This window comes from Bacillus sp. 3103sda1 (assembly GCF_024159135.1).
In the GTDB taxonomy this organism is placed as follows: domain Bacteria; phylum Bacillota; class Bacilli; order Bacillales; family Bacillaceae_G; genus Bacillus_A; species Bacillus_A rhizoplanae.
On sequence record NZ_JAMYWS010000001.1, the window covers coordinates 2,129,846 to 2,143,070 of the forward strand.

The following is a 13,225-nucleotide window of genomic DNA, read 5'->3' on the forward strand; positions in this document are numbered from 1 at the left end:
ACCGTTTCATAAGAACACCAATTAATTCATGTGATGGGGAGAACCTTTTCAGATTTCAGGAAAAGGTTTTCCTTGATGGCAAAAATAAGGGGGATTTATACGTTGAGCACTCCAAAATATTCTTGGATTATATTATTATTTCTAGTTGCTTCCGGTATGATTAACCAAGTTGATAAAATTGTGATTGGTTTGGTTTCCGTTCCCCTAATGAAAGAGTTGCATTTAAGCCCTTCACAATGGGGATTGGTGGGAAGCTCCTTCTTTTGGTTCTTTACCTTTTCCTCTATTATTCTTGGTGGCATGGCCGATTCTAGAAACACGAAAAAAATGTTAACTTGGATGTCATTTACATGGTTGATTGTTCAATTTGCTACACCTTTTGTTTCCAGTCTGTCTCTGCTAGTGCTTACAAGGATGCTCTTGGGAGCAGGCGAGGGCCCAGCCCCTGCTCTATCAACGGCTATCATGGGAAAATGGTTTCCGAAACATAGACATGGTATAGGCTTTGGTGCTGTTCTGCTAGGAACAACAGGTGGATCAGCGATTGCTTCGCCATTATTAATCTCCTTGATCGATCAATATGGATGGAGATCTGCTTTTATAGTCATGGGGATTGTTGGACTTATTGTGCTAGTTTTATGGGTCATTTTCGGTAAAGAAAGTCCACAAGAAATTGGGTTGCCTTCATTTCATCAAGAGGAGCAGCATTCATCAACCCTCTCTAAAGTTTCTTGGCGTCAATTTCTTCCGCATCTGTTGTCTAAAAACTTTGTTTTTACCGTATTATGTGGAGGTTGTGCCTATTGGTTATTGTCCGTTCAAGCGATATGGTTTCCGGCATACTTTACCAAAGTTCAGCATTTTAATGGTCAAACATTAAAATTAGCCGTGTCGTTACCTTTTCTTTTCGCTGCCATTAGCCAAATTGGATTTTCTATGCTATCAGACCGGATTTATCGCAAAACTGGGGATATTCGTAAAGCACGAATCAATCTTGCCGGTTCCATGATGGTGCTATCTGCTCTTTGTGTATATCTAGCAAATGCTGTGAATTCAAGTGCTATATCCATCCTGTTCTTTACCCTTGCTCCAGGTTTTGCGTATGTCATTCTTTCACTCGCACCCGCAATATTGATGGATTTTTTTTCTCCACAAAACATCGGAAAAGCACAAGGGACATTCATTGCTCTTGCAAGCTCAACAAGTATTATTGCTCCACTCGTATTCGGGTATTTTATCCAATATGCAGCGACTGAGGCAATGGGATATCGTTATGGGTTTGAAATTACTTCATTAGGTATGTTCGTTATCGGATTATTGTTTTGGATCGTTGTACGTCCCGCGAAGCAAAGTCACACAACAATAAAAACAGAGGAGCAAGTGAGTATTTAAAAGACATACAGCAAATAAAGGTATAATTATAACTTCAAAGAAGGATATTTTTAGTTAGTGAATATGCTAAATTGAGAAAAGAAGATTATAACTATGTTGATTGATTATTTGGTCAATGAATCTATTATTTAGTTTTTTGAAAGGGTTAGTTTGTGAGGTTGAATGACGGTATATATTAATACAACTTATTTATAAATTAAAAATAACAATTTTATTTAATTTATAGTTATAAGTATAATAAAGAAAAGAAAATTCAAAATATTCAGTCATAAAACTAACGTAAACGCTATCAACGTTTTAAAAGATAGCGAGAGGTCCGGGTTCAAGGGCGATTAAGATGCTTCTCTTTTCTTCATTATTAACGCTAAAAAAATTCAGTCATCTTAAGTTAGAAAATAACCAAATTAATAAAGGAGGATTATTGATGTCGAACATTTTAAAGGAAAAAATTCAAGGGCGTTCAGCGTGGAAAGGTGTTGAACTAGCTAAAGATGATTCATGGATTTATTATTTGTCCGCGAAAACGATTGCTGTACTTGAGAAAGCTGTATTACATGTTCAAAAAAAGGGGTTAAAAGCACCTGATTTTGGAAAAGAGGATTTCCAGATTCCTGATCTCGCTGACGAAATCAAATACTTTGTTGACGAGCTGGAGAATGGGAGAGGGTTTCTATTGATTCGCGGGTTGCCAATGGAACGGTATACTGACGAAGAAGCAAGCATCATTTACTGGGGTCTCGGACTTCACTTGGGACTGCCGATCATCCAAAGCAAAACTGGGGACCTCTTAGGGCATATCAAAAACATAGGTAAAGACTTTAATGATAATACAAAAGTAAGAGGTTACCAAACAAATGTGCATCTTGACTATCACACAGATCTCGCTGATGTGGTCGGATTACTATGTCTTCGCAAAGCGAAATCTGGTGGTTTAAGCAGTATCGCTAGTGCAATGTCTATCTATAATGAAATTCTGGAGAAGCACCCAGAGTACCTTGAAATTCTTAATCGTCCATTCGCCCATGATCTTCGTGGGGAAGAAGCACAAGGTCAATCTCCGGTAGTTCAATCACCAATCTTTAGCTATTACGATGGTAAATTGAGCTGCAGATATATTCGCCAATATGTCGAATCAGCACAAACGAAAACAGGTATCTCTTTGTCGAAAGAGGAAATCGAAGCATTTGATTTTATAGATTCCCTTACTCATGATAAAAACTTTCATATTGATATGATGATGGAACCAGGTGATATGCAATTCGTTAATAATTATGCGGTTTTTCATTCACGTACATTATTTGAAGATTATGAAGAAGATGACCGCAAACGTCATTTATTAAGATTATGGCTCATGATGCCAAATGGCCGAAAAATTGCCCCAGATTTCGAGTTTTATATCGGAGGAGCACCTGTAATTAGATAAAAAGCTGGTGGTAATGTTAATCACCAATATCTCTTATATTAAATTGTATGGTGATTTTATTCATCGAAATAAGGTGAATAAAATCACCATTGTATGTTTTTTAATAATGAAGTGATTGTGAGGGCTTTAGGACTGGAATAAAGGTTTAAGAACTAACCGAGTTAATTTTAAAATAAATGGAAGTGAGGATGATGTTTCTTGGTAAATTTAGATCCGCAAGCAGAAAAATATTTACAAGTATTTAATCAGATGCCGCCTATTCACGAGATGGATCCTAAGACTGTAAGAGAAATGCTTTCTAATGCGCCGCGCCCTGCTGTAAAATTAGATCCACTTTCAAAGGTAGAGAATTTGATGATACCGGTAAGCGAAGACGAAGAAATCAAATGTAGGGTATACATACCGGAGGGGCAAGGTCCCTTCCCGATATTTATTTACTACCATGGTGGAGGATGGGTTCTAGGAGACATTGAAGTGATGGATGCAAGTTGCCGAATGATAGCAAATAGAACGGCTAGTATTGTTGTATCTGTAAATTATCGTCTTGCTCCAGAGTATAAGTTCCCGACTCCGGTCGAAGACGCATATGCGGCATTGGAGTGGGTTTATGAAAAAGGGCCCTCCTTTAACGGAGATGTTACTAGATTGGCAGTCGGAGGGGATAGCTCAGGTGGAAATCTAGCGACAGTAGTAACTATGATGGCGAGAGACAGAAAAGGTCCCGACATCGCTGCACAGGTCTTAATCTACCCTGCGACAAATCTTGAATTTAATACGGAATCCCATCAAACATTTGCAAAAGGATTTGGTCTGGATCGCGAACAGCTGATTTGGTTCCGGGATCATTATTTAAGGAATGATGAGGACAGGTATAATGAATACGCTGCTCCTTTGGTTGCTGAAGATTTAAGTGGTCTCCCGCCAGCAATCGTGATTACAGCAGAAAATGATGTGCTTCGGGATGAAGGAATGGCTTATGCTGAACGTCTGGAAAAATTTGGTGTGAAAGTTGAATATGCGTGTGAACTCGGTATGGTCCACGGCTTTTTTTCACACATGGCTATTTTCTCTAAGAACATTGAATCAACTGTCTCTAAGATTGACAAGTTCTTGAATACCGCTAAATATACAATTGGGTAGATGAAGATTAAAAGTTATAAAAAAACGAGCCTCAGCTTTTAGCGAGGCTCGTTTTTTAAATACACTATTATTGGTAATCTTCGATACAGTTACAATATCAATTCTAGCTGTTTAGTAAAAAACGGTTTCTCCAATTCCGCCGGTTACTGAAATGACATCACCAGTAATCGATGCCGCCAAAGGTGAAGCTAGGAAGGTAATGACATTAGCAATTTCTTCTACTGTAATCAAGCGGCCGAGTGCATTGAGTGCTGCCATCTGACGCACAGCATCTTCATTAGTGACTCGGTTTCTAAACATTTCCGTATCGACAATCCCTGGATAAACAGCATTGACGTTAATTCCGTGCTTTCCTAATTCTAATGATGCGGATTTTGTTAAATGGACAACAGATGCATTACGTGGACCGGAACTAAAATAATTGCCGCCGATTCTAGCAGCCAGACCACTTATATTTATAATACGTCCCCAATTATTTTCTATCATATAAGGAGCTACAGCTCGCATACAACGAAAATAGCCCATATACTTTTCTTCAAAATCTTTCAAAATAAGTTCATCTTTAATACTATGAAAATCCTCTGGCTCAAAGCCGCCAACACGGGCTCCACTGTTGATTAAAATATCAATGCTTCCCATTGCTGCTGCTGATTTTTCAACTAAATTTAGGATAGAGTCAGGATCAGTTGTATCTGCCACAATTGGATAAATATTTCTGTTTGTTTCTTGAGCTAATTCCTCTGCAGCGATTTTTAGTGAGGATTCGTTTCTTGAACAAATCGTACAATCTACACCTTCTAGAGCCAATTGGCGAGCAGTAGCTTTACCAATCCCTCGGCTTCCTCCAACAATCAGTGCTTTTTTTCCAGATAACTTTAAGTCCATAGTTCAACCTCCTGTTTTGATTTAACCGTAAAAGACCAAACTTGAAAGTCAATTTTCGGAATATTAAGTCATTTCTATTTTTGATTCTACAGATAAATTATAATTAAATAAAATTAAAAATTTTAATTTGTAATTAAGTACTACTAATATAAAATAAAAAAAGCTATTTTGTAAATAAAATAGGCTCGATACCTTAGTAAAACGTATCAGTCTTTTATTTTTCTTGTACAATCGAATAGGTTCTTCAAGAGGATGAGCGCACTCCTATTCTCGTTTATCCTGCTATTCGTGGCCACCTCAAGGTTGAGAGAAGCGAAGAGGATAGGGGAGAATAACTGTCCGTAAAAGCCCGATTTGTGAGAGCTTTCCATCAGTGGAGGATAAAGAAAGCCCCCACTTTCACTTTATTGAGGGAAGGAGGAGAGAGGCATAATAAAATTTGAAGCACTGAATCTGCAGATTTACATATGGATAATCATGTCTAAAAGCGACTATAGCTTTTACCAGCAATGTCATCAATTCGGGGGAAAAAGATATTGTTAGTTCCTCTACTTTCGTGGAATTGAGTAAGTAGGCTGTCTCTTTTGCTTCCTTGAGATTTACAAATATTAGATTAGAATGATTCTATCTTGACCGGTTGGTACAGCACCGTATGCCAGTGAGCGATTAAAAATTTTTAGTCTTAATTCCTTTTCTAAGTTGGCAATGGGCTGGTTGATCGTGAATTGGGTCATATGAAGATTCTATGCTACTGTAGATAGAGAGCTGTGTTTTGTGATTACAACAATATGTTGTAATTGTTTACTGTCCATAATTGTACCCCTTTTTTGAATATTAGTAATACTTACTTACAAATTAAAAATTTTAATTTTATTTAACTGAAAATTATGAATATAATGAATTAAGTAACAATTAATACAATCGTAATAGTTGTTATTTTAAGCGCTTTCATATAGGTAAAGGAGGGGGACAGCACTTAAAAAGTTATAATTTATCTGACAAAGAATTTGAGAAGGGAGATGGAGTCGCTCTTTTATTAGGAAACAAGCTATCATATTTATGAGAGCACTTTCATCATTAGGAAGGCTTGCAGTAATTCTATACACATTAGGAATAACCGATGAAGCAAAGGTTGCAGTGTTATCTCATCAAAACTTGCACATAAATGACTGGTTCTGTCAGGATAAGCTGGTTTAGTACAAGCTTCCTAGATAAGTGGAGTTTTTAAAGGAGTTACTTAAGAAAACAAATGAGAAACTTTAAAAGTTGCATTAGAAAAGGAAGGAGGAGTACCTATGCCGTCCATTTTAAAGGAAAAAATTCAAGGACCGGTAGCGTGGAAAGGTATTGATCTAGCTAAAGATGATTCATGGGTTTATTATTTGTCCGAGAAAACAATCGAATCTCTTGAAAACGCTTTATTTCTTGTTAAACAAAAGGGTTTAAAAGCACCTAATTTTAACAAGGAGGACTTCCCGATTTCGGATCTCTCTGACGAAATTGCTTACTTTGTTGAAGAGCTAGAGAATGGTAGGGGGTTTCTATTAATTCGTGGATTACCAATGGAAAGGTATACGGATGAAGAAGCGAGCATCATTTATTGGGGTCTTGGAGTTCACTTGGGCATCCCGGTAACGCAAAACGCAAAAGGTGACCTCTTAGGACATGTCATTGATCAAGGTCTCAACATTAATGATTCAAATGTACGCGGTTACCAAACGAATGCACATCTTCCCTTTCACCCAGATGGATCTGACGTAGTCGGATTATTAAGTCTTCGAAAAGCTAAATCTGGAGGGTTCAGTAGTATCGTAAGTTCTATGGCTGTTTATAATGAAATTCTTGAGAAGTACCCAGAGTATCTTGGAATTCTTTATCGTCCATACTTCTTGGATCGTCGTGGTGAGGAAGCACCAGGAGAATCCCCAGTATATTCATCACCAGTCTTTAGTTATTACGAAGGTAAATTGAGCTGCAGATATAATCGCGGATATGTCGAATCAGCACAAGCGAAAACAGGTATCCATTTGTCACAAGTTGAAATGGAAGCATATGACTTAATGGATTCCCTCCTTCATGATGAAAACATGCATATTGATATGATGTTGGAACCGGGGGATATGCAATTTGTTAATAATTATACCGTTCTTCATTCACGTACTGTATACGAAGACTACGAAGAACCGGAACGCAAACGTCATTTACTAAGATTGTGGCTCACGATGCCAAACAGCCGAGAAATTGCACCTGATTTTGCCATGTTTATTGATGAGAAGACAGGTAAAGCAGGTCGCGGTGGTATTCCCGTACGTGGAAAAACAGCTGGTGGTATTGTAGAAAACTTAAGGTAAGGGGAGATTTTTATATTGAACACCCCAAAATATTCTTGGATAATATTATTATTTCTAGTTGCTTCTGGTATGATCAACCAAGTTGATAAAATTGTCATTGGCTTGGTTTCCGTTCCTGTAATGAAAGAGTTACATTTAAGCCCTTCACAATGGGGATTGGTGGGAAGTTCGTTCTTTTGGTTCTTCACCTTTTCCTCTATCATTATTGGGGGCATGGCTGATTCCAAAAACACGAAAAAAATGTTAACTTGGATGTCACTTACATGGTTGGTTGTTCAATTTGTTACACCTTTTGTTTCTAGTCTGTCTCTGCTAGTGCTTACAAGGATGCTCTTGGGAGCAGGCGAAGGCGCAGCCCCTGCTCTATCAACGGCTATGGTGGGAAAATGGTTCCCGAAACATAGACATGGTATAGGCTTTGGCGCTGTTCTCTGTGGAGCAACAATTGGGCCTGCAATTGCTTCACCATTATTAATCTCCTTGATCAATCAATATGGATGGAGATCTGCTTTTATAGCCATGGGGATTGTTGGACTTATTGTGCTAGTTTTATGGGTCATTTTCGGTAAAGAAAGTCCACAAGAAATTGGGTTGCCTTCATTTCATCAAGAGGAGCAGCATTCATCAACCCTCTCCAAGGTTTCTTGGCGTCAGTTTCTTCCGCATCTGTTGTCTAAAAATTTTGTTTTTATCATTTTGTGTGGAGGGTGTGCCTATTGGTTATTGTCTGTTCAAGCGATATGGTTTCCGGCATACTTTACTAAAGTTCAACATTTTGATAATCAAACATTAAAATTAGCCGTGTCGTTACCTTTTCTTTTCGCTGCCATTAGCCAAATTGGATTTTCTATGCTATCAGATCGGATTTATCGTAAAACTGGGGATATTCGTAAAGCACGAGTAAATCTTGCCGGTTCCATGATGGTGCTATCTGCTCTTTGTGTATATATGGCAAATGCCGTGAATTCAACTGCTATATCCATCCTGTTCTTCACCCTTGCTCCAGGTTTCGCCTATGTCATTCTTTCACTCGCACCTGCAATATTGATGGACTTTTTTTCTCCCAAAAACATCGGAAAAGCACAAGGGGCCTACGTTGCTCTTGCAAGTTCAACAAGTATTATTGCTCCGCTCGTATTCGGGTATTTTATCCAATATGCAGCGACTGAGGCAATGGGATATCGTTATGGGTTTCAAGTAACTTCTTTAGGTATGTTCGTTATCGGATTATTGTTTTTGATTGTTGTACGTCCCGCGAAGCAAAGCCACACAACAATAAAAGCAGAGGAGCAAGTAAGTATTTAAAAATCATTGATGGATCGAGGAGGGAAAGAAATAAGTAAATATGAAAAGGAGGCTGCATAAATGGATCGTTGTGTACATTGTCATGAAGAATTAGCCATTATGGAGCGAAATCGCAGTGAGTGCTGGAATTGTCAAGAGAAGATGTCTGAGACTTACTCTGATGATCATATTGAAGTAGAAGATGAAGTAAAATAGTTTGTATAACTGAATTTCCCCCTTTATGACAGGGGGATAATTTTTCATTATGAAATCAGGAGCAAATGTAATAGCCAAACTTTCAATGATGTCTTGCATAACTCCGTCCATATTTATAGTAATTGTTCAATGTTCATGACTGTACTCCTTTTTAAATATTAGTAATACTTACTTACACATTAAAATTTTTAATTTTATTTAATTATAACTTATGAGTATAATCAATAACATGATATGTTTTAAAAATTTTGAATATTCTTAATATAGGAGGAAATGTAGAATGTCATTTAAACAATTGTTTGATTTAACAGGACAGACAGCAATGGTTACTGGAGGTGGTAGCGGGTTAGGGCGTGTAATGGCACTGGCGTTGGCTGAGGCCGGAGCAAACGTGGTAGTTTGTTCACGTCGTATAGAGGTTTGCGAAGAAGTTGTGAAAGAAATCGAGGCGTTAGGAAGACAAGCACTTGCCGTATCATTGGATGTAACAGTTCCTGAATCTATCGTTCAAGGTGTGGAGAAAGCAGTTTCTCATTTTGGAAAAATCGAAATTTTAGTCAACAGTAGTGGAACGGTTTTTGAAACGCCTGCTACGGATATGCCTTTAGAACAATGGCAATCTATGCTCGATACAAATGTGACAGGAACATTTTTAATGTGTCAGGCTGTAGGAAGACATATGATAGACAACGAATACGGAAAAATCATTAACATTTCTTCTTCAATCGGCTTTAAAGGTACTGACCCAGAAGCTGTAGATTCTGTAGGATATACAACAAGTAAGGGTGCAGTTATGACTTTAACGAAGGATCTTGCAGTTAAGTGGGGGCGCCATGGAGTGCATGTGAATTCCATTGCTCCTGGAGTTTTCACTACTGGAATGAATAACCCAGAAATACCGGGAACACTTGTACATAAGGCTGGCCCGATTATCGCTTCACAAGTTCCAGTGAGGAGGTTAGGTAGAGACAATGATTTAGTAGGAGCAGTCCTTTATTTTGCTTCAGCAGCTTCTGATTATTGTACAGGACAAATATTGACTCTTGATGGGGGACTTGGCGCTAAGTAACTATCAAGTTGATAGCTAAATTAATAAAACTTAATTATATGTTAAAAATAATAATTTTACTTAATTGGTAATTATAAATATACTAAAAATAATAAATTCGCAATATTCAATTAACTCATTATTGTAAACGTTATCAATATGCGAATTTCAAAAAATTGAAAGAGGGGATAGAAGTGAGTAACGTAAAAAGTGTAAAAGAGGTAACGGCATTCCATGCCAATAATATTTGTCCAGACGATTTGCCTTGGATTCCTTATTTTGGAGATGCAAAATTTAAATTGCTTAAAGCCAATCCGGTGACAGGACAGACGGTTACGCTATTAAAAGTTCCTGCGGCTATGCAGCTTCCCGCTCATTTTCATCCTGGTACAGTTATTGTTTATACCGTCCAAGGTTCTTGGAGATATCTTGAGGATCCTTGGATCTCTAAAGCTGGTGATGTCGTTTATGAACCAGCTGGCTCCTCACATACACCTCAGGCTGTAGGAGATGAAGAAGTTATTACGCTTAATATTGTTGAAGGAACATTAGACTATTTAGGTGAGAATGGAGAAATTATTGCTAGAGATAATTTTGAGTCATTCCTGAAAAAATACCATGACCATTGCGCGGCTGAAGGAATTGAACCTGTAGATGTGACCAAATTTTAAAAGATAGATTCGTAAAAAAGAGAAGCCAGTCGTTCACATGTGACGAAGGTGCTTCTCTTTTTTCTTTCTTAACTCTTAATAATTTTGGATTTTAGATAATGAATATATTTGTTGGCGAAAGTGGATAAATGTTTATTCTCTGATCGAACCAACCCTAAAGAAATATTTACAGTCCTATGATTCATCAAATCAATCGGAATGATATCACCATTGATGACAGGGGGATAATTTTTCATTACGAAATCAGGAGCAAATGTAATAGCTAAACTTTCAATGATGGCTTGAAGAACTCCGTCCATATTATTTGATGTAAATAGGATTTTTAAGGGCTTATATTTGGTAAAGAAATCTTGAACAAAATACTGCATAAATTCACCGTTATATGTAACGAGAGTTTGATCAAGTATATCATGCGGAGCTATGGTACCAAGAAACGCTAGGGGAGAATGCTTAGAAACATATACTTTCTGTTGCCCTTCAAATAGTGTTTCAAAAGCTATTCCTTCCATGTTTATGTTCAAATCGGCTGAATATGTAATTAGTCCGATGTCGGTCTTATGCTGTCGAATATCTTCAATCACAGCAGATCCACTTTTTTCGGACACCTCCACATTCACATGTGGATATTCTTGTCTAAAAGCAGCTATAGCTTTTACCAGAAACGTCGTCAATCCGGGTAAAGAAGATAATCTTAGTTCCCCCACATCCAAGGAATTGAATGAGTTGGATGTCTCTTTAATTTCTTCAATTTTTTTCAGTACTTCGTAGGCGAGTTTTAGAATGATTCTACCTTCATCTGTTGGTACAGCACCGTGTCCACGGGAGCGATTAAGAATTTTAATCCCTAACTCCTTTTCTAAGCTGGTAATGGATTGACTGATTGTGGATTGGGTCACATGAAGATTCTGCGCTGCAATAGTCAGAGAACTGTGCTTCGAGACCTCAATAATATATAGTAATTGCTCAATGTTCATGACCGTACCCCTTTTTTGAATATTAGTAATACTTACTTACAAATTAAAATCTTTAATTTTATTTAATTATAATTTATGAGTATAATCAAAACAATAATAATATTTGGAAATTTTAGAATATTCTCGATATAAAGGAGGGTTTAGAATGTCATCAAAACAATTTTTTGATTTAACAGGACAGGAAGAAATAGTTACTGAAGGTGGTAATAGTTTAGGGCGGTTAATGGAAGTTAATGATACTCACGTGGGCAGAAGAGGATGCAAACGTTGTAGTATGTTCACGTCGAATAGAGGGTCACGAGAAAGCTGTGAAAGAAATCGAAGTATTAGGGAGACGAGTACTTGTCCTAGCATTGGCGTAACAGATTCTGAATCTGGCGTTTAAGGTGTGGATAAAGCGCTTTCTTATTTCGTAACTGGATAAATAATACATGGGGAGGAGACAGATGTCAACAGAAACTGTTTTAATTACAGGTGCTACAAAAGGAATCGGTTTGGAATTTGCTAAAATTTTCGCAAGCCATAGTTATAACTTAGTTTTAGTGGCCAGAGACGCAACGTTGCTGGAACAACAAGCCGAGAATTTTAAAAAGGATTATGGCATACAAATAAATACTTTTGCCGGCGATTTGAGCAGCTTTACAACGGTAGAGAGCTTGCATCGCCATTTGAAAAACGAGGGAATTGACATCGATATTTTGATTAATAATGCTGGAGCTGGCGGGTTCGGGCTCATGACGGAAATGGATATTCAGAAAGAAATGGAATATCTGCAGCTCAATATGATCTCGCTTACGTATTTAACTAGACTTTTTACGGATGACATGGTGAAACGAAAGCAAGGAAAAATTTTAAACGTGGCTTCACTAGCGGCCTTTCAGCCAGTTCCACGGATGTCGATGTATGGAGCAAGCAAATCGTACGTCTTATCCTTTTCGGAAGCGATTGCGGAAGAACTGAAAGGAACCGGGGTTCAAGTTTCCGTATTATGTCCCGGCTTTACCAAAACACCGCTCACGCAGCAATTCGCCGGAGCAGGCACGAAAGTGTTCAATAAGAACATGTTGGATCCGCAAATGGTTGCCAAGTGCGGATTTGAAGGGTTAATGAAGAATAAAAGGGTAATCATCCCGGGCTTTAAAAATAAATTCATGGCTAAATCTGTGGGACTGCTGCCAAGGAAATGGGTAACCATCTATACCCGAAAACTTCTTGAGCAAAAAGTGTAAAAAATAACAGACTATGGTATTGTTGGTGATTTATTTTAGGTGGTTCCACTTCTAACGGAAGAATTCAAAAAAGTACTTGTAAACTCTTAACAGAATCAAGGGAATATCTTTATAAATATATGACAACTAATAAATTATTCAGGTAATAGGAGGAGAAAAGGTGGCCCAAAACTTTAACTTTTATCAAATTTGGAAAGATAATTACTCCCGGTATAGCAACTTTTGGGATGAGCAAGTGACTAAAGAGTTTCCTGCTCAAGGGATAGGACAGATGTTGGAGATGAATCTTCAATTCAAAAAAATGATGAATGACACAACAGAACGTTTTTATGAATTTGTTAATCTACCAACACGAGATGACCTTGCACATATTTCCTCTCAGATTGTCAATATAGATGCAAAGGTTGATGATTTAGAAGAATTTATACAAGAAACTCAGGATAATCAAGGAGATTCAGCGGAATTGCAACGTGAAATGGCAAATTTAAAAAAGGATATGAAAAGCCTTGATACGAAACTGAATCAAATCATAATCTTATTAAAATCACCAACAGATATGAGTACAAAAGGTACTGTATAAAAGTGATACAGAAAAAGCAAATCCATAAGTCT

Annotated in this window: 13 protein-coding genes and 1 pseudogene; 12 read left to right on the top strand and 2 right to left on the bottom strand. The window is 37.6% G+C overall.

The window, feature by feature from the left end:
- Positions 1-102 precede the first annotated feature (102 nt).
- The 3 genes from NKR74_RS10655 to NKR74_RS10665 all read left to right on the top strand — a co-directional run bounded on the left by NKR74_RS10655 (position 103) and on the right by NKR74_RS10665 (position 3,955).
- Complete coding sequence (locus NKR74_RS10655) at positions 103-1,392, top strand: MFS transporter (RefSeq protein WP_253629519.1); 1,290 nt, start codon at positions 103-105, stop codon at positions 1,390-1,392.
- Between the two features lie 424 nt (positions 1,393-1,816).
- A complete protein-coding gene (locus NKR74_RS10660) occupies positions 1,817-2,815 on the top strand; it encodes a TauD/TfdA family dioxygenase (RefSeq protein WP_253629520.1) in 999 nt (332 codons plus the stop codon).
- 198 nt (positions 2,816-3,013) lie between these two features.
- A complete protein-coding gene (locus NKR74_RS10665) occupies positions 3,014-3,955 on the top strand; it encodes an alpha/beta hydrolase (RefSeq protein ID WP_253629521.1) in 942 nt (313 codons plus the stop codon).
- Positions 3,956-4,066: 111 nt separating this feature from the next.
- On the opposite strand, the gene NKR74_RS10670 is transcribed toward NKR74_RS10665, so the two are convergent.
- A complete protein-coding gene (locus NKR74_RS10670; RefSeq protein ID WP_098309857.1) occupies positions 4,067-4,840 on the bottom strand; it encodes an SDR family NAD(P)-dependent oxidoreductase in 774 nt (257 codons plus the stop codon).
- 1,295 nt (positions 4,841-6,135) lie between these two features.
- On the opposite strand from NKR74_RS10670, the gene NKR74_RS10675 reads away from it, so the two are divergent.
- The 5 genes from NKR74_RS10675 (at position 6,136) to NKR74_RS10690 (ending at position 10,410) form a co-directional block, all read left to right on the top strand.
- A complete protein-coding gene (locus tag NKR74_RS10675) occupies positions 6,136-7,191 on the top strand; it encodes a TauD/TfdA family dioxygenase (protein ID WP_253629522.1) in 1,056 nt (351 codons plus the stop codon).
- Between the two features lie 15 nt (positions 7,192-7,206).
- Positions 7,207-8,496, top strand: coding sequence for an MFS transporter (locus tag NKR74_RS10680; protein ID WP_253629523.1), 1,290 nt, complete (start codon positions 7,207-7,209; stop codon positions 8,494-8,496).
- A gap of 60 nt (positions 8,497-8,556) precedes the next feature.
- The gene (locus tag NKR74_RS23925) at positions 8,557-8,691 is read left to right on the top strand and encodes a hypothetical protein (protein WP_255258138.1); all 135 of its coding nucleotides are present in this window, start codon (positions 8,557-8,559) and stop codon (positions 8,689-8,691) included.
- A 280-nt stretch (positions 8,692-8,971) separates the two neighbouring features.
- Positions 8,972-9,760 (top strand): SDR family NAD(P)-dependent oxidoreductase, encoded by a 789-nt coding sequence (locus tag NKR74_RS10685; protein WP_253629524.1) that lies wholly within the window; start codon positions 8,972-8,974, stop codon positions 9,758-9,760.
- A gap of 173 nt (positions 9,761-9,933) precedes the next feature.
- Positions 9,934-10,410 carry a 2,4'-dihydroxyacetophenone dioxygenase family protein gene (locus NKR74_RS10690; protein WP_098309852.1) on the top strand — a complete coding sequence of 159 codons (477 nt, stop codon included), beginning with the start codon at positions 9,934-9,936 and terminating at the stop codon, positions 10,408-10,410.
- A 68-nt stretch (positions 10,411-10,478) separates the two neighbouring features.
- On the opposite strand, the gene NKR74_RS10695 is transcribed toward NKR74_RS10690, so the two are convergent.
- A complete protein-coding gene (locus NKR74_RS10695) occupies positions 10,479-11,384 on the bottom strand; it encodes a LysR family transcriptional regulator (RefSeq protein WP_098309851.1) in 906 nt (301 codons plus the stop codon).
- A 145-nt stretch (positions 11,385-11,529) separates the two neighbouring features.
- Here NKR74_RS10695 and NKR74_RS10700 point away from each other — a divergent pair, with 145 nt between their 5' ends.
- The 4 genes and pseudogenes from NKR74_RS10700 to NKR74_RS10710 all read left to right on the top strand — a co-directional run bounded on the left by NKR74_RS10700 (position 11,530) and on the right by NKR74_RS10710 (position 13,193).
- On the top strand, positions 11,530-11,769 hold the full coding sequence (locus NKR74_RS10700; RefSeq protein WP_253629525.1) for a hypothetical protein: 240 nt from the start codon (positions 11,530-11,532) through the stop codon (positions 11,767-11,769).
- Positions 11,770-11,830: 61 nt separating this feature from the next.
- Complete coding sequence (locus NKR74_RS10705; RefSeq protein ID WP_098309850.1) at positions 11,831-12,613, top strand: SDR family NAD(P)-dependent oxidoreductase; 783 nt, start codon at positions 11,831-11,833, stop codon at positions 12,611-12,613.
- Positions 12,614-12,703: pseudogene (locus NKR74_RS24120) on the top strand (hypothetical protein); the annotation flags it as partial.
- Between the two features lie 70 nt (positions 12,704-12,773).
- On the top strand, positions 12,774-13,193 hold the full coding sequence (locus NKR74_RS10710) for a hypothetical protein (RefSeq protein ID WP_098309849.1): 420 nt from the start codon (positions 12,774-12,776) through the stop codon (positions 13,191-13,193).
- Positions 13,194-13,225 lie beyond the last annotated feature (32 nt).